This window comes from Aeromonas sp. 600527 (genome assembly GCF_049175415.1).
GTDB classification, from domain to species: Bacteria; Pseudomonadota; Gammaproteobacteria; order Enterobacterales; family Aeromonadaceae; genus Aeromonas; species Aeromonas veronii_A.
In genome coordinates, this window is the sequence record NZ_JAAKVA010000004.1 from 188,187 (window position 1) to 213,930 (window position 25,744).

General features: G+C 58.8%; 23 protein-coding genes. 8 read left to right on the plus strand and 15 right to left on the minus strand.

Annotation, left to right across the window (positions count from 1 at the left end):
• Nucleotides 1–243 precede the first annotated feature (243 nt).
• A complete protein-coding gene (locus tag G5154_RS07960) occupies nucleotides 244–2,115 on the minus strand; it encodes a methyl-accepting chemotaxis protein (RefSeq protein ID WP_421259937.1) in 1,872 nt (623 codons plus the stop codon).
• A 255-nt stretch (nucleotides 2,116–2,370) separates the two neighbouring features.
• Here G5154_RS07960 and prfB point away from each other — a divergent pair.
• From prfB to G5154_RS07985, 5 genes are all read left to right on the plus strand, one after another.
• Nucleotides 2,371–3,469, plus strand: a protein-coding gene (prfB, locus tag G5154_RS07965) for a peptide chain release factor 2 (RefSeq protein WP_100645262.1) whose coding sequence is annotated in 2 segments (ribosomal slippage) — nucleotides 2,371–2,445 and nucleotides 2,447–3,469 — 1,098 coding nt in all. Because the reading frame shifts where the segments join, the coding sequence is not laid out codon by codon here.
• A 16-nt stretch (nucleotides 3,470–3,485) separates the two neighbouring features.
• Entirely contained in the window at nucleotides 3,486–5,021 is a 1,536-nt protein-coding gene (gene lysS, locus G5154_RS07970; protein ID WP_216975654.1) for a lysine--tRNA ligase, read from the plus strand.
• A 197-nt stretch (nucleotides 5,022–5,218) separates the two neighbouring features.
• Nucleotides 5,219–7,012 carry an assimilatory sulfite reductase (NADPH) flavoprotein subunit gene (locus tag G5154_RS07975; RefSeq protein ID WP_421250686.1) on the plus strand — a complete coding sequence of 598 codons (1,794 nt, stop codon included), beginning with the start codon at nucleotides 5,219–5,221 and terminating at the stop codon, nucleotides 7,010–7,012.
• Complete coding sequence (gene cysI / locus G5154_RS07980) at nucleotides 7,012–8,736, plus strand: assimilatory sulfite reductase (NADPH) hemoprotein subunit (protein ID WP_201987386.1); 1,725 nt, start codon at nucleotides 7,012–7,014, stop codon at nucleotides 8,734–8,736. Before G5154_RS07975 ends, cysI begins: the two co-directional genes overlap by 1 nt.
• Entirely contained in the window at nucleotides 8,726–9,520 is a 795-nt protein-coding gene (locus G5154_RS07985; protein WP_421250687.1) for a phosphoadenylyl-sulfate reductase, read from the plus strand. Before cysI ends, G5154_RS07985 begins: the two co-directional genes overlap by 11 nt.
• A gap of 95 nt (nucleotides 9,521–9,615) precedes the next feature.
• Here G5154_RS07985 and proX read toward each other — a convergent pair whose 3' ends face one another.
• The 7 genes from proX to G5154_RS08020 form a co-directional block, all read right to left on the minus strand.
• Nucleotides 9,616–10,617: a glycine betaine/L-proline ABC transporter substrate-binding protein ProX gene (gene proX / locus G5154_RS07990; protein ID WP_421250688.1), complete on the minus strand. Its 1,002-nt coding sequence runs from the start codon at nucleotides 10,615–10,617 to the stop codon at nucleotides 9,616–9,618.
• A complete protein-coding gene (proW, locus tag G5154_RS07995) occupies nucleotides 10,614–11,765 on the minus strand; it encodes a glycine betaine/L-proline ABC transporter permease ProW (protein WP_421250689.1) in 1,152 nt (383 codons plus the stop codon). Before proW ends, proX begins: the two co-directional genes overlap by 4 nt.
• Complete coding sequence (proV, locus tag G5154_RS08000) at nucleotides 11,762–12,958, minus strand: glycine betaine/L-proline ABC transporter ATP-binding protein ProV (RefSeq protein ID WP_421250690.1); 1,197 nt, start codon at nucleotides 12,956–12,958, stop codon at nucleotides 11,762–11,764. Before proV ends, proW begins: the two co-directional genes overlap by 4 nt.
• 554 nt (nucleotides 12,959–13,512) lie before the next feature.
• Entirely contained in the window at nucleotides 13,513–14,004 is a 492-nt protein-coding gene (gene folA / locus G5154_RS08005) for a type 3 dihydrofolate reductase (RefSeq protein ID WP_337072472.1), read from the minus strand.
• A gap of 18 nt (nucleotides 14,005–14,022) precedes the next feature.
• Nucleotides 14,023–14,490, minus strand: a complete 468-nt coding sequence (locus G5154_RS08010; protein WP_026035076.1) for a threonine/serine exporter family protein — start codon at nucleotides 14,488–14,490, stop codon at nucleotides 14,023–14,025.
• Nucleotides 14,487–15,284, minus strand: a complete 798-nt coding sequence (locus G5154_RS08015; protein WP_005348133.1) for a threonine/serine exporter family protein — start codon at nucleotides 15,282–15,284, stop codon at nucleotides 14,487–14,489. Before G5154_RS08015 ends, G5154_RS08010 begins: the two co-directional genes overlap by 4 nt.
• A 236-nt stretch (nucleotides 15,285–15,520) precedes the next feature.
• On the minus strand, nucleotides 15,521–15,856 hold the full coding sequence (locus tag G5154_RS08020; protein ID WP_021229719.1) for a DUF3135 domain-containing protein: 336 nt from the start codon (nucleotides 15,854–15,856) through the stop codon (nucleotides 15,521–15,523).
• 394 nt (nucleotides 15,857–16,250) lie between these two features.
• On the opposite strand from G5154_RS08020, the gene mog reads away from it, so the two are divergent.
• Nucleotides 16,251–16,781, plus strand: a complete 531-nt coding sequence (gene mog / locus G5154_RS08025; RefSeq protein WP_042054758.1) for a molybdopterin adenylyltransferase — start codon at nucleotides 16,251–16,253, stop codon at nucleotides 16,779–16,781.
• 83 nt (nucleotides 16,782–16,864) lie between these two features.
• Here the strand turns inward: mog and G5154_RS08030 are convergent, their stop codons facing one another.
• The 6 genes from G5154_RS08030 to trmB form a co-directional block, all read right to left on the minus strand.
• On the minus strand, nucleotides 16,865–17,266 hold the full coding sequence (locus G5154_RS08030) for a DUF2541 family protein (protein ID WP_005348146.1): 402 nt from the start codon (nucleotides 17,264–17,266) through the stop codon (nucleotides 16,865–16,867).
• Between the two features lie 167 nt (nucleotides 17,267–17,433).
• A complete protein-coding gene (locus G5154_RS08035) occupies nucleotides 17,434–17,643 on the minus strand; it encodes a YgdI/YgdR family lipoprotein (RefSeq protein WP_005335219.1) in 210 nt (69 codons plus the stop codon).
• 203 nt (nucleotides 17,644–17,846) lie between these two features.
• On the minus strand, nucleotides 17,847–19,142 hold the full coding sequence (locus G5154_RS08040; protein WP_005362453.1) for a sulfurtransferase: 1,296 nt from the start codon (nucleotides 19,140–19,142) through the stop codon (nucleotides 17,847–17,849).
• A 29-nt stretch (nucleotides 19,143–19,171) separates the two neighbouring features.
• Nucleotides 19,172–20,092, minus strand: coding sequence for a glutaminase B (glsB, locus tag G5154_RS08045; RefSeq protein WP_005348151.1), 921 nt, complete (start codon nucleotides 20,090–20,092; stop codon nucleotides 19,172–19,174).
• A gap of 122 nt (nucleotides 20,093–20,214) precedes the next feature.
• Nucleotides 20,215–20,547, minus strand: coding sequence for a YggL family protein (locus G5154_RS08050; protein WP_005348158.1), 333 nt, complete (start codon nucleotides 20,545–20,547; stop codon nucleotides 20,215–20,217).
• Nucleotides 20,548–20,595: 48 nt separating this feature from the next.
• Nucleotides 20,596–21,309, minus strand: a complete 714-nt coding sequence (gene trmB / locus G5154_RS08055; RefSeq protein ID WP_421213130.1) for a tRNA (guanosine(46)-N7)-methyltransferase TrmB — start codon at nucleotides 21,307–21,309, stop codon at nucleotides 20,596–20,598.
• A gap of 274 nt (nucleotides 21,310–21,583) precedes the next feature.
• Between trmB and G5154_RS08060 the strand changes: the two genes are divergently transcribed.
• Both G5154_RS08060 and G5154_RS08065 read left to right on the plus strand, forming a co-directional pair.
• Nucleotides 21,584–22,651 (plus strand): M28 family metallopeptidase, encoded by a 1,068-nt coding sequence (locus G5154_RS08060; RefSeq protein WP_216978152.1) that lies wholly within the window; start codon nucleotides 21,584–21,586, stop codon nucleotides 22,649–22,651.
• A 201-nt stretch (nucleotides 22,652–22,852) separates the two neighbouring features.
• Complete coding sequence (locus tag G5154_RS08065) at nucleotides 22,853–24,034, plus strand: PLP-dependent aminotransferase family protein (RefSeq protein ID WP_337072474.1); 1,182 nt, start codon at nucleotides 22,853–22,855, stop codon at nucleotides 24,032–24,034.
• A gap of 73 nt (nucleotides 24,035–24,107) precedes the next feature.
• Here the strand turns inward: G5154_RS08065 and G5154_RS08070 are convergent, their stop codons facing one another.
• Nucleotides 24,108–25,637, minus strand: coding sequence for an EAL domain-containing protein (locus G5154_RS08070; protein WP_216978150.1), 1,530 nt, complete (start codon nucleotides 25,635–25,637; stop codon nucleotides 24,108–24,110).
• Between the last annotated feature and the right edge of the window lie 107 nt (nucleotides 25,638–25,744).

The window sequence follows — 25,744 nt, forward strand, 5'->3', positions numbered from 1 at the left end:
GTAGTCAGACGTAAATACAAATGCGCCCACCAATCGGTGGGCGCTTTTTGTTTACTGGACTCGTCATCTTGTTTACTGGCTAAGTCTTCCGTCTGTGGCCTCTTTGCTGGGCAATGGCACCACACAGGCATGAAGGTACCAACCAAACCAACCATACAGACAGGCTCCATCATATTCCGGGTAACAACAAGCCCCGCACTCGGCCGAGTGCGGGGCTTGTTGATGACTGCCTAAAACCGGACTTTACAGAATAAAGGTCGACACCTGCTGGTTCAGGTCAGTAGCTCGCCCCTTGAGGCTCTGGGCCTGATCCAGATCACGCATGGCGGCGGCGGTGATCTCGTCACTCACATCCTTGATGGCGGTGGTGTTCTGGGTGATCTCTCCGGTCACCTGGGTCTGCTCCTCAGCCGCCGTAGCGATCTGGCCTGCCATGTCGGAGATGAGCGACACTGCCTGGGTGATCTCCTCCAGCGCGGCAGCGGCGGCATCGGCATCCTGCACACTGTTATCTGCCAAACTCTGACTAGTCTGCATCAGGCTCACCGCACGGGCGGTGGTCTGCTGCAGGGTCTCGATGGTGGACTGGATCTGCTGGGTGGAGTCCTGGGTACGGCGCGACAGCACCCGCACCTCGTCAGCCACCACCGCAAAACCACGGCCCTGCTCACCGGCACGAGCCGCTTCGATGGCCGCGTTCAGTGCCAGCAGGTTGGTCTGCTCGGCAATCCCCTGAATGGTGGAGAGGATGCTGGTGATGGCCTGCGCGTGGCGGCTCAGCTCGCCGATCACTTCGGTCGCCTGTCCCACTTCTTCAGCCAGACCATTGATGGACTGGCGGGTCTTGTTGACCAGCATCTTGCCCTGTTCACTGCTCTGGGCAGATTGCTGGGCAGCGGCGGCGGTATTCTCGGCATTGCCAGCGATCTCCATGGTGGCGCTCGCCATCTCGGTGACCGCAGTGGCGACCATGGTCACCTCCTGCTGCTGACGCTGCAGCTCGTCCACGGCGGCCTGGTTGGTCACCAGACTGCGCTCGGCATCGGCGTTCAACTCGTTGGCCAGCTGGCGGATATTGGCGATCAGCTGGTGCTGGCTGCCGACGAAGCGGTTGAAGCTGTTGGCCAGCTGGCCCACTTCATCGTTGGCATCGATCTTGATGCGCTGGGTCAGATCGCCGTTACCATCGGCTATGCGGGCCAGGGCCTGGGAGACCTTGCTGAGCGGGCCAAGCAGCATGCTGACCAACCAGGAGATGGCGAGAATACTGCCCACCAGCACCAGCAGCGCCATCCCCAGCTGGGTCATCAGCAAGGAGGAGAGCGGCGCTTCCAGTGCGGCCTTGTCCAGCACCAGCACCAGTTCCCAATCCGTGTCGGGGATATCGACCGCCCACAGCAGCTTGTCACGCCCTTCGCTGTCGAAGTAGGCCGGAACCAGCTCCCTGCTCGACTTGCTCTGCTCGATCAGCGTGTTGGTCAGATCGTTGTCGATCTCGATCGCCGGTTTCATCGCCTTGGCCGCATCCTTGTAGGCGATGATGGTGCCATCCTTGTGCATCATGATGGCAAAACCGTCGGCAGGCAGTTGCATCTTGGTCACGTCTTCCACCAGCGAGGCGATGGAGAGGTCACCACCTACTACCCCGCCGGATACCGGCTGGGCCAGAGTGACCACCATGATGTTGTAGGCCACATCGAGATAGGGCTTGGTGACAATCAGGCCGCCCTTGCCCATCGCTTCCTGATACCAGCCACGGGAGCGCGGGTCGTAGCCATCGCGGTTGATGGAGGGATCGGAGTCATTCATCTTGCCGCTGCTCTCACCGAAATAGGTAAGCTGGAAACGGCCGGAAACTTGTGCCTGTTGCAAGGCATTGAGGGGGTCGGCACCTGCCTTGTTGCCGAGCGCCTGAATGACGTCGCGACGGGCTGCGAGCCAGTCGCTGACACGCTCGGCCTGCTGGGTGCCTAACCGCTGCAACTGCTCCTGACTGCCTTGCAGCAACAGACTCTTCTGGCTGCTATAGCTCTGCCAGGAGAGCAACGAGATCACCAGCGAAAGGGCGATCACCACTGACAACAGTATCTTCTGCTTGAGTGACAGGTTTTTCATCATGCGTTCTTCTTATTGAGGTGAGGAGCGGGTTTTTCCCTAAAAGTGCACAACACTACGTAGTCATTAGCGGCCCGAATGGCCAAAACTGAAGCCGAAAATGGGTCGGCAGGCGATATTTTCTGCCGAGGTGGAGAAAAGTACACCAGAAATTGACGGCATGAGCCGCACAAGCCAAGGCAACCCTGTTTATTCCTTCCACAATTGGCTAGAATATCCCATTTTTAAATCACATCGACCCTGAGAGTTTTCACGATGTTCGAAGTTAATCCCGTATTAAATAAACTTAAGGAGCTGTCTGAGCGGACCGAGCTTCTTAGGGGGTACCTTTGACTATGACGCCAAGAAAGAGCGTCTAGAAGAGGTCAACGCCGAGCTGGAACAGCCGGACGTATGGAATGAACCCGAGCGCGCACAGGCGCTGGGCAAAGAGCGCGTAGCGCTGGAAAACGTGGTCGGCACCATCGACACCCTGACCCAGGGCGTGGATGACGTCGAGATGCTGGTGAGCCTGGCCGTGGAAGGGGAAGACGAAGAGACCTTCAACGAAGCCATCGCCGAATCCGAACAGCTGGAAGCCAAGCTGGTGGATCTCGAGTTCCGCCGCATGTTCTCCGGTCAGCACGACGGCTCTGACTGCTATATCGATATTCAATCCGGCTCCGGTGGTACCGAAGCACAGGATTGGGCCAACATGGTACTGCGCATGTACCTGCGCTGGGGCGACGCCCACGGCTACAAGCCCGAGCTGATTGAATGCTCCGAAGGCGACGTGGCCGGTATCAAATCCGCCACCATCAAGTTCACCGGCGAATATGCGTTCGGCTGGCTGCGTACCGAAACCGGCGTTCACCGTCTGGTTCGCAAGTCCCCGTTCGATTCCGGTGGCCGCCGTCACACCTCCTTCTGTTCTGTGTTCGTCTACCCCGAGATCGACGACGATATCGATATCGAGATCAACCCGGCGGATCTGCGGATCGACGTCTACCGCGCCTCCGGTGCCGGTGGTCAGCACGTTAACCGAACCGAATCCGCGGTGCGTATTACCCACGTTCCGACCGGTGTCGTGGTACAGTGCCAGAACGACCGTTCCCAGCACAAAAACAAAGACCAGTGTATGAAGCAGCTGAAAGCCAAGCTCTACGAGCTGGAAATTCAGAAGCAGAACGCTGAGAAACAAGCCCTGGAAGAGACCAAGTCTGATATCGGTTGGGGCAGCCAGATCCGTTCCTATGTGCTGGATGACTCCCGTATCAAGGATCTGCGCACCGGCGTCGAAACCCGTAATACCCAATCGGTGCTCGACGGTGACTTGGACAAGTTTATCGAAGCCAGCCTGAAATCAGGTCTGTAAACAAGCAGGAATCACCATGTCTGAACAAACCATCACTCCGGAAGTCGACCACACTCTCGAACTCAACAACGAGATGACCGAGCGTCGTTCCAAGCTGGCCGCCCTGCGCGCCCAGGGTAATCCTTTCCCCAACGACTTCCGTCGCGACAGCCTCTCTGGCGATCTGCACGCAGAGTTCGACGACAAAAGCGCCGAGGAGCTGACGAGCCTGGGTAAACGGGTGAAGATTGCCGGTCGCATCATGACCCGCCGGATCATGGGCAAGGCTTCTTTCGCCACCCTGCAGGACATGGCCGGCAAGATCCAGGTCTACGTCACCCGTGACGACCTGCCGGAAGGTTTCTACAACGAGCAGTTCAAGAAGTGGGATCTGGGCGACATCGTGGGTGTCGAAGGTACCCTGTTCAAGACCCAGACCGGTGAGCTCTCCGTTCACGTTTCCGATATCCGCCTGCTGACCAAGGCACTGCGTCCGCTGCCCGAGAAGCACAAAGGCCTGACCGACCAGGAAGCTCGCTGCCGCCAGCGCTACCTGGATCTGATCGCCAACGAAGAGTCCCGCAAGACCTTCATGATCCGCACCCAGGTGGTTGCCGGTATCCGCAAGTTCTTCAACGAAAAGCGCTTCATGGAAGTGGAAACCCCGATGATGCAAGTCATCCCGGGTGGTGCTTCCGCGCGTCCGTTCGTCACTCACCACAATGCGCTGGACATCGACATGTACCTGCGTATCGCTCCGGAGCTCTACCTGAAGCGTCTGGTGGTTGGTGGCTTCGAGCGTGTCTACGAGATCAACCGCAACTTCCGTAACGAAGGTATCTCGGTTCGTCACAACCCCGAGTTCACCATGATCGAGTTCTACATGGCCTACGCCGACTACATCGATCTGATGGACCTGACCGAAGAGCTGCTGCGCACTCTGGCGCAGGACATTCTGGGCGACACCAAGATCCGTTACGCCAAAGAGGGCGAAGAGGGTCTGACCATCGATTTCGGTCAGCCGTTCCAGCGTCTCACCATGGTCGAGTCCATCCTGAAGTTCAACCCGGATGTAACTCTGGACGATCTGGCGACCCTCGAGAGCGCCAAGGCCGTTGCCAAGCGTCTGCACATCGAGCTGATGAAGGGCTGGGAGCTGGGCCACGTGATCACCGCGATCTTCGAAGAGACCGTGGAGCACATGCTGCTGCAACCGACCTTCATCACCGAGTACCCGGCAGCCGTTTCTCCGCTGGCTCGCCGCAACGACGTGAACCCGGATGTAACCGACCGCTTCGAATTCTTCATCGGTGGCCGCGAGCTGGCCAACGGCTTCTCCGAGCTGAACGATGCTGAAGATCAGGCCAAGCGCTTTCAGGATCAGGTTGATCAGAAAGAAGCTGGCGACGACGAAGCCATGTTCTACGACGCCGACTTCGTCACCGCGCTGGAACACGGCCTGCCGCCGACTGCCGGTCAGGGTATCGGTATCGACCGTCTGGTCATGCTGTTTACCAACAGCCACACCATCCGTGACGTCATTCTGTTCCCGGCCCTGCGTCCGCAGAAGTAAGGTTCATGCCCGCCGGGATCCATCCCGAGCGCGATAGCTTGAAAACGCCCCGCAACAGCGGGGCGTTTTTCTATCTCCTTTACCGCAAAATCACTTTCAAAATTCAATAATGGAATAAAGAAGATATTTTTATTCTTTGTTGTTAGCCAACACGCCCTTTAATCTGGCCAAAAATCAGACCATGGAAGACGCGTGTGATGCAATTGAAGGATTCCCCATTCAACCTCTCCCCCCTCTCTGACGAGCAGCAACGTCAGCTGGGTCAGGTACTCTCGACCCTCAATACCCAGCAACTGGCCTGGGTGAGCGGATATCTCTACGGCCTCTCCCAGGTGGGCATCCAGCCCGTTGCGACCGCAGGCGCAGAAGTCGTGGCTCCCAGCGGTAGCCTAACTATTCTCTACGGCTCCCAGACCGGCAACGCCAAAGGTGTCGCTACTGCCATCAAGGCGCAGGCCGAAGCCCGTGGTCTACCGGCCACCCTCGCGTCGATGGCCGACTACAAACCCAAGCAGCTCAAGAAAGAGAGCCATCTGCTGGTGGTAGTGAGCACTTACGGGGAGGGTGAACCGCCGGAGAGCGCCGTCGATCTGTTCGAGCAGCTTAAAAAAGGCAAGATCGGCAAGCTGGACGGCCTCAAGTTCGCGGTGCTGGGGCTGGGTGACAGCTCCTACGAATTTTTCTGCCAGACCGGCAAAGATTTTGACAACTTCCTCGCCAGCGCAGGGGCCGAGCGCATTTATGAACTCGCCAGCCTCGATGTGGATTATCAGGATGCCGCCAAGGCGTGGGGCGAACAGGCACTCAACGCCATTGCCGCGACCCTCTCTACCGGAGCGGCCAGCAGCAGCGTAGCCAGCGCGGTGCAGCAGGCGGTTGGCCACAGCCAGTACAGCAAGGAGAACCCCTTCCCTGCCCGCCTGTCGGTCAATCAGAAGATCACCGGCCGGGATTCCACCAAGGATATCCGCCATATCGAGATCAATCTGGCCGACTCCGGCATCACCTATCAACCGGGTGATGCCCTCGGCGTCTGGTTCGACAACGACGCCGACCTGGTGGGGGAAGTGCTGGCCCTGACCGGCCTCTCTGGCGATGAAGCCACGGCCCACGGCACCTTGCGCGCCGCCCTGACCGGTCACTTCGAACTGACCCGGCTGCACGGCGGCTTTATCACAGGGCTCGCTGATATATCGGACAACGCGGCGCTGAAAGACTTGGCCGGTGACAAGGCCCAGGTAAATACACTGGTCGCCTCCGCTCAGGTGGTGGATGTGCTGAAACGCTTCCCGACCGCGCTCACGGCCGAGCAGCTGGTTGGCCTGCTGCGACCCCTCACCCCGCGCCTCTACTCAATCGCCTCCGCACAGAGCGAAGTCGAAGAGGAGGTGCACCTGACCGTCGGCGTGGTGCGCTACCCGCAGGAAGATGGCACAGTGCGCTCTGGCGCCGCCTCCTCCTATCTGGCGGATCGGCTGATTGAGGATGGCGAGGTGCGGGTATTCATCGAGCACAACGACAACTTCCGCCTGCCCGCCAATCCCGACACACCCGTCATCATGGTGGGCCCGGGCACCGGCATCGCCCCGTTCCGCGCCTTTATGCAGGAGCGGGAAGCTCAGGGCGCGGAAGGCAAGAACTGGCTCTTCTTCGGCAACCCCCACTTTACCCAGGATTTCCTCTATCAGGTGGAGTGGCAGCGTTATGTGAAATCGGGGTTGCTGTCGCAGATCTCCCTGGCCTTCAGCCGGGATCAGGCCAACAAGATCTATGTGCAGGACCGTCTGCGCGAGGCAGGGCTTGAGCTCTACCAGTGGCTGGAAGCAGGCGCTCACTTCTATGTGTGTGGCGACGCCAACAAGATGGCCAAGGATGTACAGGAGACCCTGCTGGATGTAATTGCCGAACACGGTCACAAGAGCCGTGAGGAAGCAGAAGAGTATTTGAGCGAATTGCGTCGTGCCAAACGTTATCAAAGGGATGTCTATTGATGAGCAAACAACCTCTTTCTCACCCAAAAGCGGGACCGGTCGAAGGGCCGCTGGCCGACAACGAGCGCCTCAAGCGCGAGAGCAACTTTCTGCGCGGCACCATAGAGCAAGATCTGCAGGACCCGCTCACCGGCGGCTTCAACGGCGACAACTTCCAGCTGATCCGCTTTCACGGCATGTACCAGCAGGATGACCGCGACATCCGCCCGGAGCGCGCCGCCCAGAAGCTGGAGCCGCTGCACAACGTCATGCTGCGTGCCCGCCTGCCGGGTGGGATCATCACCCCGGCCCAGTGGCAGATCATCGACAAGTTCGCCGAAGAGCACAGCCTCTACGGCAGCATCCGCCTTACCACCCGACAGACCTTCCAGTTCCACGGGGTATTGAAGCGCGACATCAAGCTGATGCACCAGACCCTCAACAGCACCGGCATCGATTCCATCGCCACCGCCGGCGACGTGAACCGCAACGTGCTCTGCACCAGCAACCCGGTGGAGTCCGAACTGCATCAGGAGGCCTACGAGTGGGCCAAGAAGATCTCCGAACATCTGCTGCCAAAGACACGCGCCTACGTGGAGATCTGGCTGGACGGCGAGAAGCTGGGGGGTGACGAAGAGCCGATCCTGGGTTCCAACTACCTGCCGCGCAAATTCAAGACCACTGTGGTGATCCCGCCCCACAACGACGTGGATATCCACGCCAACGATCTCAACTTCGTGGCGATCGCCGAGCATGGCAAGCTGGTGGGCTTCAACGTGCTGGTGGGCGGTGGCCTCGCCATGACCCACGGCGACACCAGCACCTACCCGCGCAAGGCGAGCGACTTTGGCTTTATTCCGCTCTCTCACGTGCTGGAGGTGGCGGCCGCCGTGGTCAGCACCCAGCGCGACTGGGGCAACCGGGTCAACCGCAAGAACGCCAAGACTAAGTACACCCTTGAGCGCGTCGGCGTCGAAGCCTTCAAGGCCGAGGTGGAGAGCCGCGCTGGCATCCAGTTCGGGCCAGTTCGCCCCTATGAGTTCACCAGCCGTGGCGATCGCTTCGGTTGGGTCGAGGGGATCGACGGCAAGCATCACCTCACCCTGTTTATCGAGAATGGCCGCCTGCTGGACTTCCCGGGCAAGCCGCTCAAAACCGGCATGCTGGAGATCGCCAAGGTGCATCAGGGGGATTTTCGCCTGACCGCCAACCAGAACCTGATCATCGCAGGGGTGCCTGCCAGCGAGAAAGCCCGCATCGAAGGGCTGGCGCGCCAGTACGGCCTGCTGGATGACGGCGTGAGCGAGCAGCGCAAGCAGTCCATGGCTTGTGTGGCACTGCCTACCTGCCCGCTAGCGATGGCCGAGGCGGAGCGCATGCTGCCAGCGTTTGTCACCGACATCGAGGGCTTGCTCACCAAACATGGGCTGACGGATGACGCCATCATCTTCCGGGTCACCGGTTGCCCCAACGGCTGCGGCCGCGCCATGCTGGCGGAAGTGGGTCTGGTGGGCAAGGCGCCGGGCCGCTACAACCTGCATCTGGGGGGCAACCTGGAAGGCACCCGCATTCCGCGCCTCTATCAGGAGAACATCACCGAACCGCAGATTTTGGCCGAACTCGACGCGTTGATCGGCCGCTGGGCCACCGAGCGAAATCAGGGTGAGTGCTTCGGCGACTTCGTGATCCGGGTTGGGGTGATTGCCCCCGTTATCGACTCTGCGAGGGACTTCTATGCCGCTTAATCTGCCGCTTAATGTCACCGAAGATGGCCGCCTTAACCTGCAGGCACTGCTGGCCCTCGGCCGTGAAGAGCAGACCGAGGCGCTGGCGCCCCTCAACCGCGAGCTGGATACCATGAGCGCCCCAGAACGGGTGCGCTGGGCCCTGGCCAATCTGCCGGGGGAGCATGTGCTCTCATCCAGTTTCGGCATTCAGGCGGCGCTGATGCTCCATCTGGTAAGCGGCGAGCAGGCCGATGTGCCGGTGGTGCTGACCGATACCGGTTATCTCTTCCCCGAGACCTACCGCTTCATCGACGAGCTGACCGAGCGGCTCGCCCTCAACCTCAAAATCTACCGGGCCGAGCTCAGTCCGGCCTGGCAGGAGGCCCGCTTCGGCCTTCTGTGGGAACAGGGAGTAGAGGGGATCACCCGCTACAACCAGCTCAACAAGGTAGAGCCGATGGACCGCGCCCTGAACGAGCTGGGTGCCCGCACCTGGTTCTCCGGCCTGCGCCGGGAGCAGTCCGGCAGCCGGGGCAAGCTGCCGGTGCTGGCCATCCAGCGCGGCCGCTTCAAGTTCCTGCCGGTGATCGACTGGAGCAACAAGGACGTCTTCTACTACTTCAAGGAGTTCGACCTGCCCTACCACCCGCTGTGGGAGCAGGGCTACCTGTCGGTGGGCGACGTGCACACCACCACCAAGTGGGAGCCCGGTATGAGCGAGGAGCAGACCCGCTTCTTCGGCCTCAAGCGCGAATGCGGCCTGCACGAGGAGAACGGCGAGAACGACGGCTCCGGCATCTGAGGCAGAGGGCCCGCCCGCACGGCCTCCATAAAAAACGCCCGGCAAGCAACTGCCGGGCGTTTTTATTTGCGCAAAGAGCGAGCTACCGCCCCTCATTACTTGGCGACGGCGCGTGCCTGGGTCAGCCAGTCGTTCACCAGCGCCTCGTGGCCCTTGAGCCAGGCGTCGGCGTGACGCTCCACGTCCGCCGGCTTGTTCTGCCCCTTGTTCATCAGGCCGTTCTGCACGTTGATGTCATTAAGCGGCAGCTTGACGATGGAGAACAGCCTAGCGGCTGCCGGGTTGGCCTCGGCGAACTGCTTGTTGGCGACGATGTGCATGGTGTTGACCGGGAAGCCATAGTTCTTGCCGTTCGGCAGCCGGGTCTTGGCCGCATCAGGGCCATCGGCGGGCACCTCCAGCCACACCACGTCCTTGCCCGGCACCAGCTCGCTGCTGAGCCAGTAGGGGGTCCAGGTGTAGTAGAGCACCGGCTTGCCGGCCTGGTAACGGGCACGGGTATCGGCGATCAGCGCCGCGTAATTGCCCTGCTTGTGGGTGACGGTCGGGGTCAGGCCAAAGCCGGCCAGATGACGGTTGATCGCCTCTTCGCAGCCCCAGCCCGGGTTGCAGCCCACCAGATCGGCCTTGCCGTCGCCATCGCCGTCAAACAGCGCCGCCAGCTTGGGATCCTTGAGCTGACCCAGGTTGGTGATGCCGTACTGGGTCGCGGTCTGCTTGTCGATGAGATAGCCCTGGGCGGCCCCGGCCACATAGGTGCCCTCACGGAAGAACACCTTGTCACCTCCCGCCTGCTCATACTTGTTGTTTTGCAGCGGTATCCAGTTGAAGGCGAGGAAGGTGCCATCCCCCTGCGCCACCGAGGCGTAGGCCACGTTGTAATCCACCTCCTGAGCCGGCTGGACGTCATAGCCGAGGCGCGCCATCAGCTTGCTCACCAGCAGGGTCTGAAAGCTCTCCTCCGGCAACGAGCTCTGCAGGGGCTGGACGCGCACGCCCTCCCCCGGCAGCTCGGTGCTGGCCATGGCGAGCGGACCGAGCAGTTGGGAGCTCAACAGCAGGGAACCCAGGGTCAGCGTCTTGGTGATAAGCCTCATGCATTTACTCCTTTGTAATCGATTGACTTGTCGCGGCCGAGCAGGCGCAGCAGCAGGGCGGCGGGGCCGCGTTGATACCAGCGGCCGCTACGGCTGCGATCCGGCTGTCCCATCGCCTGGGTCAGGCGGTCGAGCACGATGGCCAGCAGCACGATGCCGAGGCCGCCGATGGAGGCGAGCCCCATGTCGAGCCGGCCGATGCCGCGCAGCACCATCTGGCCGAGGCCACCCACCGCGATCATGGAGGCGATCACCACCATGGAGAGCGCCAGCATCAGGGTCTGGTTGACCCCGGCCATGATGGTGGGCATGGCAAGCGGCAGCTGTACCTTGAACAGCAGCTGAGAGGGGCTGGCACCGAACGAGTGGGCCGCCTCCACCAGATCGGCGGGCACCTGACGAATGCCCAGCATGGTGAGCCGGATCATCGGCGGCAGCGCGAAGATGACGGTCACCACCACCCCGGGCACGTTGCCGATGCCGAACAGCATGACGATGGGAATGAGGTAGACGAAGGCCGGAGTGGTCTGCATCGCATCCAGCAGCGGCCGGGTCCAGCGCGACAGCCGCTCGCTCCTCGCCAGCAGGATGCCGACCGGCAGCCCGATCAGCACGCAGAAGAACAGCGAGGTCAGCACCAGCGACAGGGTCACCATGGCATCGGACCAGGCGCCGATCAGCCCCACCACCACCAGTGAGAACAGGGTTCCCAGCGCCATGCGACCATTCACCAGTTGCCAGGCGATCAGGGTCAGCAGGCCGATCATCAGGGTGGAGGGCACCGTCTGCAACAGATGGGTAATGCCGCCCAGCGCCAGCTCCACCGGTGCTCGGATCAGCTGAAACACGGGACGCAGGTTGTCGACCAGCCAGCCGATGCCGCCCTCGACCCAGCTATCCAGCGGCACCAGCGCCTGCTGGAAGGGATCCAGCCAGTCGACGGCGGCGGTAGTGTCGACCGCCTCGATCTGGTTCTGCCAGTCGGTCGCCTCAGTGTCGGTACTGCCCCAGGGATCGGCAACCTCGGTGGCGGCCGCACTGGCCCCCCAGGGGTCGACCGCAGCCTCATCGGCACGCAGGGAGGGGCTCGCCAGCAGCACCAGGGCCAGCAGCCCGCTCAGTAAAAAATGGGGATTCATCCGCTTCATGCCGGGGTACTCCTGTCCAGGGTGTTCAGCAGGTTGGCCTTGGAGATGAGGCCCAAGTAAGTGCCATCCTCCTCGACCACGGGCACCTGACAGGGGGCGGCCGCCACCTGGCTGATCAGTTCGTTGAGAGCGGTGTCCGCCAGAATGGGCTGGATGTCCGCCAGCAGCGCCTGCTCCAGGCTGCCTTTGGCCCTGACCGCCTGACCGAGCGACTCCACCGAGACGACCCCGATGAAGCGGCGCCGGCGATCCACCACGTAACCGAACTCCCGCTCCTGCTCCTTGAGCTGGCGCAAGGCGTTGCCCGGCCCGTCGGTGGTGTGTTTCTTGATGAGCGGCATCTGCTTGCGGCTGGCCACGTCGCGGGCGCTGAACACGTTGGCCAGATCCACCCCGCGAAAGAAGGCGCGCACATAGTCGTTGGCGGGCTGGTTGAGGATCTCGTCCGGGGTGCCGACCTGCACCAGCTGGCCGTCCTGCATGATGGCGATGCGATCGCCGATGCGCATCGCCTCGTCCAGATCGTGAGAGATGAAGACGATGGTGCGCTGCTGGCTGGCCTGCAGCTTGAGCAGCTCGTCCTGCATCTCGGTGCGGATCAGCGGATCCAGCGCGGAGAAAGCCTCGTCCATCAGCAAGATGTCGGGGTCGTTGGCCAGCGCGCGGGCCAGGCCGACCCGCTGCTTCATGCCGCCGGAGAGGGCATCGGGGAAGGCATCGATCCACTGACCCAGCCCCACCTGATGGAGCGCCTGACAGGCGCTCTGCTGGCGCTCCGCCAGCGGCACACCGGCCAGCTCCAGCCCAAAGGCGGTGTTTTCCAGCACGCTCAGGTGCGGCATCAGGGCGAAGGACTGGAATACCATGCTGATCTTCTTGCGGCGCACCTGACGCAGTTCACTGTCGGAGATGGCGGCAATATCCTCGCCATCGATCAGCACCTGGCCGCGGGTTGGCTCGATCAGCCGGTTGAAGAGACGCACCAGGGTGGATTTGCCAGAGCCGGAGAGGCCCATCACCACGAAGATCTCCCCTTCGTCGATGGCCAGATTGACATCCTGGACCCCCAGGGTCTGCCCGGTTTTTTGCAGGATGCTGGCGCGGTCATGCCCTTTCGCCAGCAATTTGAACGCTTTTTCCGGCTGATCGCCGAAGATTTTGTAGAGTGATTTAACCTCGAGTTTGACTGTCATACTGTCCTTTTTTCATGGTCGACATCTTGGTGATTAACCTGCCGAACGCGAACCAATTGTTTTTTACACTAAGCAATTAACAACCAAAACAAAAGAACCAATAGAGTCCCCAAAAACAAACTACAAAATAAACCATTGATTTTAAAAAGTTATTTTTATCAATAAAAACCGAACAAAGCCTGGCTTTATCCATAAAATTTTCCATATAAAACGAAGATGCACTGGGAAAAGTCATTCAAAAACAATCAAAAAAGCGCAATAAAATGCAGGTTAATGACGGTAACTGTGTAACGCGCCATCCAGATAATCGACAACGACCAAATAATTACATATCTAACTATTTATTGGTCGCAATGAGGACAGATTGGGGGACAAGAAAAGGAGCTGAGGAGGGAGGCTAAAGGAGTATTCACCCGCCACGATGAGATCGCCGCAGCCACCTCTGGACTATCGGCCTGCTGGCACGGAACTTCTGGCAAATAGCCCGTGCGAAAAAAGCCCCTTGTGCAACACAAGGGGCTTTTTCGTGGCTATCGGTTAGCACATGCCATGATTCAGCGGCGCTGCCAGGTCTCGAATCGGTAGGGGTGCGGGTTCTTTTCATCGGCAGGGTGGCTCTCACAATCAACGCGTTGCCACTGACCATCGTCAAAAGCAGGGAAGCGGGTATCCCCCTCCACCGCCAGATCGATTTGCGTCAGATAGAGGCAATCCGCGCTCGGCAACATCTCGGCATAGAGATGACCGCCACCAATCACCATCAACTCCTCCACCGAGCTGCCTGCCAACAGCGCTAGCGCCGCCTCGACGGAGCCCACCACCTCAATGCCCTCGGCCTGATAACCGGGATTGCGGCTGATCACCAGATTGCGCCGTCCGGGCAGCGGCCGACCAATGGACTCGAAGGTTTTGCGCCCCATCAATACCGGTTTACCGAGGGTGACACGCTTGAAGTGAGCCAGATCGGCAGGCAGATGCCAGGGCATCTGGTTGTCCTTGCCGATCACCCTGTCGTGGGCCATGGCGGCAATCATGGAAATCTTCATTGGGCCTCTCACCGTCTGTCAGATTATGGGGCGGTTACGGTACACGACCAGAGAGGGGATCGCCAAACCGAAACTGAGGGCACCGACGATAAAGAGCGCCTTGAGGCCGTTCTCCACCGCACTCTGGATTAACTCCATGGTCACGCCGTTGATGTTGAGCTCTACCACCGCAATCATGGTTTTGAACGCATAACTGCCCGGGATCATCGGAATAATCGAGGCAACGCTGAACACCGGACGCGGCGCCAGCAGACGGCGAGACCAGTAGACGCAGACAAAGCCGACCGTGGTCGCCGCCGCCAGCGTCGCCCACTCAATGGGCATGCCATAGTGTATGAGCAAGGTACGCAAGCTGTGAGCCAGCGCCCCCCCCATGGCACAGTACTTCAACATCCGCGGTGGCACGTTGAACAGCATGGCAAACCCCACCGCCGGAATGGAGGACCAGAAGGCATCCTTGGCCAGTAGCCAGAGCAAATCCATCATACTTTCCACCCCCAGATCCCCGTGACCGACATGGCCAAAATGATACCTATGGCGGCGCTGATGGTCAGCAGGGTCGCAGTCCCCCAGCGGGCCAAGCCCATGTTGAAGTAGCCCTTCACCATGTCGGAGACCGCATTGATCAGCGGAAAGCCCGGCACCAGCAGCAGCACGCTGGCCGCCATGGCGAGATAGGGCTGGTCACCCCAGTTAAAAAAGGTGGCGCTGGAGGAGAGCAAGGTGGCAATAAAGCCGGTGGCGGCAAAGTTGATGAGCGGGCTATGGTGATGGCGGGCCATCAGTTGGCGCACCCGCATCGCCACGGCAGACGAGAAACAGGTCACCAGGAAAATGGGCCAGTCACCGCCAAACAGCAGGCTAAAGGCACCACAGGAGAGCCCCACCATGGGGACCACCAGCCAAGGGTGATAGTGAAAGGGGACGATGGCCTCGAGGCGCTGGCGCACTTCACGGGCACCGATCAGCTCTTTCTCCGCCATGATGCAGATCCGCTGGATCTCGCACACCACCTGCATATTGATGCCATGTTCGCGCACCCGCCGGGTAGTAGTAACACAGCCCCCCTGATAGAGACTGGTGAGCACGATGGCACTGGAAGAGATGGCCATTTCGACGCTCTCCAGCCCCAGCGCCATCCCCAGCCGCACCGTGGTCTGCTCGATGATCCGGCTCTCCGCCCCGAACTGGGCCAACATCTGACCCACCTTGACGATAATGCGGGTGATCTCTGTCTGTTGCTCCCGCGACAACACCCGTCTTGGTGTGATACTTCTCATAATCCCTTCGAGTCGTAGCAATAAAAATTTCGGCCATATTAGCCTAACTTTTACCGTTATTCATCCACCCCTATCACAACCTGACTAATTAGTTATTACAAGAAAGAGAAAAGAAATTACATCACAAACACATTACGACTAACATTAAAAACCATAACAATCAGGTCGCCAGCAATTCCCTTTATCATGGCTTCACCGATTTGGCTGAAATATCAACCAAGGGGGGTTATTGCAGATTATTTGCGACGTCGATAGTCCGCCAGATGGATTATTTTACCACTGCCATCGCTTTCAGGCGGAGGGTCCCCCTCTTCCCTGAACTGGCTCATTTCGCTGCGCATCAAATAAAAAGATTCCCGCATCATGTTGGTAATCCGGATACAGCTATCAAGATTGTTTTTCGCCAGCCGGCGCTGACCATCAATCTTGAACTGCAACCCGCGCAGACGGCGCTGCTGATCGGGGCTCGCACGGGCCATCAACTGGTCGATCTGCTGCTCCAGAATCGCATCCAGCCGGGAGGGCTCACTCGCAGCCAACTCCTTCAGGGTGTCAAAATCAGGCAACTCCATATGCCCTCCTTGGCGACTATTGCTGGCAACACACTGCGGTACCACACCATCACGTCCCAGCCATATAAATCTGTATATACGACGCGGCTAAAAAGGGTTCAATCCATCCACTGGCGACTAAACCGGACAATGGTCACTACGAGGGTGTCTATCTATTTTAATTGTGTTTGGAAACAAGCGATTGTTTTTAATTCATGCGAGATAAAACACTTATACATTTTAGGTTGTGATTTTCTGTTTTTTATTGCAAATAAAAATCTAGGTGGCCTTATTTTTGCTTCATTCGACACTTTATTCTTTCCTCACCGACCCGCGTCATCTCCTGACGGTTTAACATATCTCACTGATTATGTTATTTTAATTGCCACTTTTATCGGACATTCAAGAGCAGACCATGAGCAAGGCAAAAATCGGTATCGTCACCGTCAGCGATCGCGCCAGCGCGGGCATCTATGAAGACCTCTCCGGCAAGGCCATCATCGACACCCTGAACGCCTATCTGACCTCGGAGTGGGAACCTGTCTATCAGGTGATCCCCGATGAGCAGGAGCAGATTGAAGCGACCCTGATCCGGCTGGCGGATGAGGAACAGTGTTGCCTCATCGTCACCACAGGCGGCACCGGCCCGGCCAAGCGGGATGTCACGCCGGAAGCGACCGAAGCGGTATGTGATCGCATGATGCCGGGCTTTGGCGAGCTGATGCGGGCCGAATCCCTCAAGTTTGTGCCGACCGCCATTCTGTCACGCCAGACTGCCGGACTGCGCGACGATACCCTGATCGTCAATCTGCCGGGCAAGCCCAAATCGATCCGCGAGTGTCTGGATGCAGTATTCCCCGCCATCCCCTACTGCATCGATTTGATGGAAGGGCCGTATCTTGAGTGCGATGAAAGCGTCATCAAGCCATTTCGGCCGAAAAAATAGCAAACCCGACCATAAAAAATAGTGGCGAGCCACGGCTCGCCATTATTTTTAACTCATCTGTCTGCGCAGAAAAACCGCATCACTTATTTGCGGCCGAATACTTTTACACCCGCTTTGCTGCGCTCTGAATTACCGTACACTTCGATTTTTTTCACACAACGGCGCGAGCCCAGTGATTTCCACTCGGTCTCTTTATCACTGCTCATTTCCCGATCGAAACGAATGGTCTTGGTACGATCACCGCCATAGGTCACCACCACCCGATCCAGGGTCAAATCACGCTCCGCCTTCACCTTGATATATTTGGTCTGACGGCAAATCACCAAAGGAATTGTCGCACCATGATCACCGGCTCCCAGTAAAATAGTCCGCCCCAGCGTGAACTGATCGTCACCGGCATGGCTGGCTGACGCCACCACCAGCAAGACACCACCCAGCAAGCTGCGTGCAGAAAAACGGGAATTCCAGATAGACATCAAGGACATAACACCTCCAATAAAAAATGGAGTGTGATGATAAGGGTTAAACCATAACGGAAGCTGTATCACGACTGAATTTGCTGCGAATGTGCGGGGATAAACAGAGGAACAGCGCGAATTTTCGGCGAAAATGAGAAGAGCCGCAGATAGCGGCCCTTGCGGCAAGAGAGCGCTTAGCGCTCCATGATTTGGGTCACGTCATCTTTCTTGATCATCACCTCGCGCCCTTCATGATCGTAATAGCGATACATGCCGGTACTCTCATCCAGCTTGGGTTTGCTCTCTGTGGTGATCATCTTGCCATCCTTGGTGCTCATGATGTATTGGGAGCTGCATGCCACCAGCCCCAGGGCGCACACCAGGATCATCATCAGTTTTTTCATTGCGGCCTCTTCTGCGATCATCCTCACCACGAGGATGTTTCTTGAAGCCTAGTTCAATCGCACGGCACGGGATGGCGGGATGAGCAAAGCGGGATCGCCGTCAATAATCAGCGACTTAGCCTAGTTATCTGGCCGGGTGGCGAGCGCAATGAAAAAGGCCGGACATCTCTGTCCGGCCTCTTCTTTTCAGCGCAAGAGCGCAATCATGACTTGGCAGGCTGACGCTCACCGGTCACGGTCGGGTTCTTGGGATCGGAACTCCACTCGTACCAACCGCCGTCGTAGACGCTGATCTGTTTCCAGTCCATCAGCCACGCGTAGAAGAAGGCCTCGGAGGCGCGCCAGCCGGTACCGCAGTAGAACGCAGCCTGCTGAGTTGGCTCGATATTCCACTGCTCCCACATGGCGAGGATCTCGCGGGCCGGCTTCATGGTGCCGTCCGGGTTGTGGAAATCGCTCATGCTGTTGGCATCCACCCCGCCGTGACCCCACTTGGCCCCCGGGATATCGCCCTTTGGCTTGATGTAGCTGTAACCTGAGGTGTTGCCGACAAACTCGTCCCAGGTACGCACGCTGACCAGTGCGCTATCGGGCTGCTTGAGCAACTCTTTCGCCTGACTTAACGTGGTGTAGTACTCAGGGTGAGCGGGAATGGCCACGCCAAACTCCTTCACCGGCTCATATTTGTTGGGCAGACCCGTTTCGGTACGCAGGTGCTGGATAAACCAGGCATCCAGACCACCGTCCAGCAGGCGTACATCTTTCACCCCCGCATACATCATCAGGTGCGCGGCACGGGCAGCCGCCATGGTGTTGCGACCATAGAGGATGACGGTGGTGTCGTGACGGATGCCGTTATCCAGCAGCAGCTTCTTGAGCGCTTCGTCAGAGACCTTGTTCCACAGCGGCTCCTCTTCGAGGCTGTTGGTATCGATATATCCGGCCCCCGGGATGTGGCTGATGAGGTAGGCCTTGGGTGAACCCCAATCCACTTCAAACAGCTTCCAGTCACCCTTGGGCGCAGCGGCAACCGGCTTGCCCTCTTGCAGATCCGCCAACCAGCGCGGATAGACCAGCTGCTGCCAGCGTGCCAGCGACTCGCGCGGTGCGGCTTGCCACCCTTGCAGCTCGAACAGCTGCTTGATCCCCTGCTTGCGCAGCAGACGGGCCACCTCGGCCACTTCGCGGGACGCGCCGTAGAGGGCAACCGGACGATCGGCCTTCAGCCCCTTGATCTCGAGCGCCTTTGGCCACTCTTCATCGCTGTATTTCCACTCGGCAGAGAGGTTCTCGGCGCCCGCCACATGGCCGCCCTGCTTCTCCCCTTCCATCGGCCACCCCTGATAGAAGTAGCTGGCGCGGGTATCCAGGATGACAGCCTGTTTGGCCTTGGCATCGGCCAGCGAGAGCGGTGGCAACTCCCCTGCCACGGCGGGCAGGGCACACCAGAGCAGTAAGGTCGCCAGCGCGGCCTGCAGGAAGCGAAGATGTCGTTTCATGGTGATTTCTCGATTCATAGTGAACAAGGTTAAAAAATGGAGCGACCCAGCCGCTCGGCCAGCAGCTCCAGCGCCGCCGTGCCCGCCAGCGAGTTACCGGCTTTGTTAAGCTCCGGCGACCAGACACAGACGCAGAGCTCGCCCGGGATCAGGGCGATGATACCGCCGCCGACACCCGATTTGCCCGGCATGCCGACACGATAGGCAAAATCGCCCGCCTCATCATAGAGACCGCAGGTGGCGAGCAAGGCGTTGACCTGTTTGGTGGTGCGGGCGGGCAGCAGCGGCACGCTCTCACCCAGTGGCACACCACGGTTGGCCAGATAGATGAATGCCCGCGCCAGATCGACGCAGCTCATGCGAATGGCACAGGCATTGAAGTAGCTTTGCAGCACCTTGTCCACTTCGTTTTCGAAGTTGCCATAGGCCTTCATCAGATAGGCGATGGCGGCGTTGCGGGCAGAGTGCTGATATTCGGAGCGGGCGACCACCTGATCCGCCATGATGGCCGGATTGCCGGAAAGACGGCGCACCAGCTCGAGGGTACGCTGACGCGGCGCAGTGAGGCGGGTCTCCAGCAGATCGCTCACCACCAGCGCCCCGGCATTGATAAAGGGGTTGCGGGGGATCCCCTGCTCGAACTCGAGCTGCACCAACGAGTTGAAGGGCTGGCCGGAGGGCTCCTTGCCAACCCGGGCCCAGATCTCCTCCTCCTGATAGAGGGTGAGTGCCAGGGTCAGGCTCAGGGCCTTGGAGATACTCTGGATGGAGAAGGGTTCAAAAGCGTCACCGGCGGTGAACAGCTCCCCCTCGACGGTACAGACTGCGATACCGAGCCGATCGGCCGGTACCTGAGCCAGTGCCGGAATGTAGTCGGCCACCTTGCCTTGTCCCAGCAACGGGCGCACCTCTTCAAGGATGCTGGCCAGTAATTCGGATGACAACACCATAAGCAATAAGCGATTCCATGACTAAAACAGCGTTGGAGATCCCATCCCCACTGACAAAAATCCCGCCAGCGGCGGGATTTTTCAGTTACCCACAACAAGGCGCCAGATGCGGCAGCCTTGTATCAGGCCGGTTCACCGTACCAGAGGTCGAACAGCTCGGTAACGACCACGGCTTCCATCCCCTTGCCTTCCAGCCAGGATTTGACGGCAGCGCGGTCTTCTTCGGTACACTTGCCCAGTTGCTGGGTGCAGATCATCCCTTCCCAGGCCAGGTGACCGGAGCCGGCAAAAGCCAGTTTGCGGGGTTCAACAACCTCATCGATCATCGCATCGACTACCGCATCGATGGTCTCTTCGGCAGTGCCGACCGGGAAGTTGAAACTGATGTCGAAACCCATTTCCTGGAATTCATCGACGCGCAGTTTCTTGCGCAGGCGGCGGCTACGATTGGCCATGATAGCTCCTCAAGTTAGTTGATACGCTAGGTGTGTTGACGTGCCAGCTTAGCTGACACGCTTGAAAATCAGATCCCAAACCCCGTGGCCGAGACGGTGGCCACGTTGTTCAAATTTGGTCAGCGGACGCCAGTCAGGGCGCGGCACCCAGTTACCGGAAGCAGAGGTGTTCTCGTAACCCTCGGCGGCGCTCATCACTTCCAGCATGTGCTCTGCATAGTTTTCCCAGTCGGTCGCCATGTGGAACACGCCACCGATGGCCAGCTTCTGGCGAATATCCTGAGCAAACGCAGGCTGTACGATGCGACGCTTGTGGTGACGGCTCTTGTGCCAGGGATCCGGGAAGAAGAGCTGCAGGCAGGAGAGTGAACCGTTCGGGATCATGTGCTCCAGCACTTCGACTGCGTCGTGACAAATGACCTTGAGATTGGTGACGCCCGCTTCCTGCGCGCTGCCCAGACAGGCCCCCACGCCCGGGGTGTGCACTTCAATACCGATGAAGTTCTTCTCGGGGGCATTCCTGGCCATCTCGACCAAAGAGGCGCCCATGCCAAAACCGATCTCCAGCACCACAGGAGCTTCACGGCCAAACAGCGCGACCAGATCGAGCTGCTTTGGCTCGAAATCGATGCCCATGACCGGCCAGAGCTCTTCCAGGGCCTTCTCCTGCCCTTTGGTCAGGCGGCCTTCGCGACGGACAAAGCTGCGGATCTTGCGCATGAACTTGCCGTCTTCGTTAAATACATCTTGGGTCACAGGCATAATGGTCTCGTTATTTCATCAATCCGGGTAATACATCTTGTGTCCGATCCCGAGCGGGACCGCTCGCGGCTCGGCATTTCATCGACCCGCGAAAACAGGGGAGCGAATTATCCCAAGATAGGCCCAAGGCGCAAGTGTTTCACGAAACAAATCCCTCATCTCTCACCAATTCATCTATAACGGTTGACAAATGCCGACCCGTTCACAGAATCGGTCACGCGTCGAGTGCATGCTGCCTGCGCAAATAAAACCATACACAACAAAGGATTGCAGTATGAAATACACAGCATTGGCGTTTGCCATCACCGCTTTGCTTGCGGGGTGCAACACATCAACAAATGACTCGCAAGCTCCTGCCGCCGCCGAGCAAGCCTATGAGTATCTGGTGCAGTTGAGTTCAACCGCAGAAGGGATTGGCGCACGCCCCACGGGGACAGAGGCAGAAACTCGTGCCGCGGCCTGGATCCAGGACCATCTGACCGGTTGGGGCTACGATGTGCAACGCCAGCCCTTCACCTACACCAAAAATGGCGCCAGTAAAAACTCCCAAAACCTGATCGCAGAGCTCAAGGGTAAGAGTGACAAGGTGATCCTGATCGGCGCCCACTACGACAGCACAGGTGACAAGAAAGGCTCTGAAGGGGCCACCGACAACGGCGCTGGCGTCGCGGCCCTGCTGGCAGTGGCGGAGGAGCTTAAAGGACAAACCTTGCCCTACACGGTTCGCTTTGCATTCTTCGGCGCGGAGGAGAACGGTCTCAACGGTTCCAAAGCCTATGCCGCCAGCCTCGACAGCACCGCCGTCGCCAAGCTGCTGGCGATGGTGAACTACGACACCATCGCCGGGGGCGACATCGTCTACGTCCACTCAGCCCACTCGGACGTCGCCGAATACAACTGCGCCGATCCGAGCCGCTACAGCTTCGATCCCAAGGTGCGGGATCGCCTCCTCACCCTCTCCAAACAGACAGCGACCCCATTTGCCATTCATCCCAGCTACAGCGGTTATCCGGAAGGGGAGACCGGCAGCTGGTCAGATCACGCCCCCTTTGCCTGCCTGGGGGTGCCGATCGCCTACGTTGAAGCGACCAACTTCACCATCAACGGTGCAGATGGCTACGACGGCTACTCCCAAAGTACCAATCCCGCACTATGGGATTGCTACGACGATGCCACCAAGAGCGCCTGCGATCGTGACAGCGAAACCCAGTGGGGAAAAATCTGGCACACCCAGTATGACCGCCTCGACAAGATGGCGGAACTATTCCCAGGCAGAGTAGAAAGCCAACTTGGCGCCAACACCGACCTGATGATCCGCTTCCTCAAGGAACCGGGTTTGTAAGGTCAGTTGCTTTTCAACAAAACAAGATCGCCCCAACTCAATGCATTGTCGCCACACAGACAGGTAAAATTCGGGCAGGTGCCAAACCTGCCCTTTTTGGGCGATTTTTGTGACAATCATTGCCTCATTTCTGAAATCTGATACAAACGGATAACCTGGCGGTCGAATGGAGCGACCGCCCACATGCCGAGAGAATTGTCTATGCAGCCGTTTTTTGCCCAGCGCTTCGAGAAAGTCGAACCTTCCTTTATCCGTGAAATCCTCAAAGTTGCCGCCAATCCGGAGATCATCTCCTTCGCCGGTGGCCTGCCCAACCCCCATCTGTTTCCGGTCAAGGCGATCGATCAGGCCTGTCAGGATGTACTGCGCGAGCAAGGGGCTGCCGCCCTGCAATATGCGGCGACAGAGGGCTTCGCTCCACTGCGCCAGTATATTGCCGACCGCTATCTGGCCCGCCACGGCATGCAGGTCAATCCGGACAACATCCTCATTACCAGCGGCTCCCAGCAGGCGCTGGATCTGCTGGGCAAGGTACTGATCGACGAGGGACAGGATCTCATTATTGAAGAGCCAGGTTACCTTGGCGCCATCCAGGCCTTCTCTGTCTACCAACCCACCTTCAAGCCAATTACCCTCGGCGAAGCTGGACTGGATCTGGCGGCGCTGGATGCGTTGCTGGCAAACGGCTCAAATGCCAAGCTGCTCTACGGCGTGCCCAATTTCCAGAACCCGAGCGGCGTCTCCTACAGCCGTGCCAATCGCGAGGCGCTAGCCGAACGACTGGTCAACCACGAGCTGTTGATGGTGGAAGATGACCCCTACGGCGAGCTGCGTTTCGAAGGGGAACATCTGCCCCCGATTGCCAAGCTGGCGCCAAACAATACCGTGCTGCTCGGCTCCTTCTCGAAAACCGTGGTGCCCGCCTTCCGTCTGGGCTGGATGCTGGTGCCGGAGTGGCTGCGCAAGAAGGTGACTATCGCCAAACAGGCCACCGACCTGCACAGCAACGCCTTCAGCCAGCAGGTGCTGCACCGCTTCCTGACCGACAATTCACTGGATGCCCATCTGGAGAAGATCAAGGAGATCTATGGTCGCCAGCGTGCCGCCATGGAAGCCGCGCTTGCCCGTCACTGCCCGCCCGGCGTCAGCTACACCAGACCCGAAGGGGGCATGTTCCTCTGGCTGACCCTGCCTGACCACATCAGTGCCATGGCGCTGTTTGACGAGGCGATCAAGGAGAAGGTGGCCTTCGTACCCGGCGCCCCCTTCTACGTGCGCCCAGAGATCAAGAACACCTTGCGTCTGAGCTTCTCCTGCGTCGATGAAGCGACCATCGAGGAGGGGGTCAAACGCTTGGCCCGCGCCCTCCAGCGCATGCTCTGATCGCCCAAGCCAAACCGTATCAACAAAAAACCAGCGAGCATCGCTGGTTTTTTTATGTCCTCAACGCAACCCATCAGCCAAACAGGGTCTTGCAAAACTGCTTCATCGGGATGGGACGGCCATAGAGATACCCTTGCAAATAATCAACATGGCGAGTCCGCAGGTAGTCCGACTGCACCTCAGTCTCCACCCCTTCCGCAACCAGCTTCAAACCCAGCCGGGTTGCAAGATCGATCACATTCTCGACGATATGGCTGGAAAGGGCATCAGACCCGATCATTCCGACAAAGCTCTGATCGATCTTGAGCGCATCTACCTGGAACTGCTGCAGATAAGTCAGGCTGGAGTGGCCGGTACCAAAGTCATCGATGGCGATCATGACTCCCAACTGACGCAATTCAGCAAACAGCTTGTCGGTCGTCTCGTCCGCAACAATCAGCTCCCGTTCGGTCAGCTCCAGCACCAACTTGACGGGGTTATCCTTGAAGGCGTTGATAAAATCCCTGCAGTCGGTCACCAAGCTCAAATCCTTGCAGTGACTGGCACAAATGTTGAAACCGAAATGAAATCCGGCTGGCAACTTGCGGGCATCAGGGGAGAAATAGTCGCGCACCTGAGTCATCAGCAGGCTGGTCATGGGCACGATCAACCCGCTATCTTCCGCCAGCGGAATAAAGCGATCCGGCGAGATCATCCCCTGCTTGGGATGTTGCCAGCGCATCAGCACCTCACAGCCATGCCATCGCTCATCCTCACCGGAAACCACCGGCTGCAGGTAGGGGATAAACTCCTCCTCGATCAACGCCCGCTTGAGCTCCTCTGATGGTGAGCGGCTACGCCCCATCAGCCTGAAGGAACCGATCCCGACCAGCAAGGCCAGCAGAGGATAGAGCACGATACTGCCTGCGGAGTGGCGCCAAGCGTGGATCAGATAATCATGGTTAGTGACCTGAGTGGCTACCTGGTAAGGGAAACTGGCTGACCGATAGGATAGATACCCCTCTTCCGTAGCAGAAGGGGCGGGCCCCATCTGGCCCGAACCAAACAGCGCCGTATTTCCCACCACCAGGGCAATCCGTGAATTCTTGCTGGAGATATCCAGGGTATTGCGCAGGTAGTACCCATCTACCACGATCAATACACTCCCCTTGTCTGTCTGGTGACGCAGCACGATCAAGGGGCGATCCGGTGTGACCTCATTACCCGGTAGCAGTTGTAGCCTGCCTTCCACATAGATGTCCGGATTGAAGAGACCATCGTAGTCACCATAGAGCGAGGTGCAGTAGATGTGGCTACCAATAGCCAGATTGGCGGAACGCACATCGGGTACCGTAGTCACCTGCTCGCGCAACCGCTGTGCCGCCTCCTGGCAGGGGTGACCCAGCATCCCCTCCAAATTGATGGCTGCTTGCCGAGCATGATTGAAGGTCCTGTCGAACATCTCCATAGCCCGCTGCAAACGAGACTCCGCATCCCGCTCTATCTCCGAAACAGTTTGCCAGATGATGGCAGCCCCCCCCAGCAGCAGGATCCCCACCCCAATCAACAGCGACACCAGAAGCCGCTTGTAGAGCTGACGAAGTTTCAATCGACGAAATGGCATGCGGCCTCTTTATTGTGCAAGTCGGGGGACAGCCCGGATGGAAGGCGACAAGGATCGCAATGACTTCGATGGAGCAAAATAACCACCCGACAGAAATCAATCAGTTA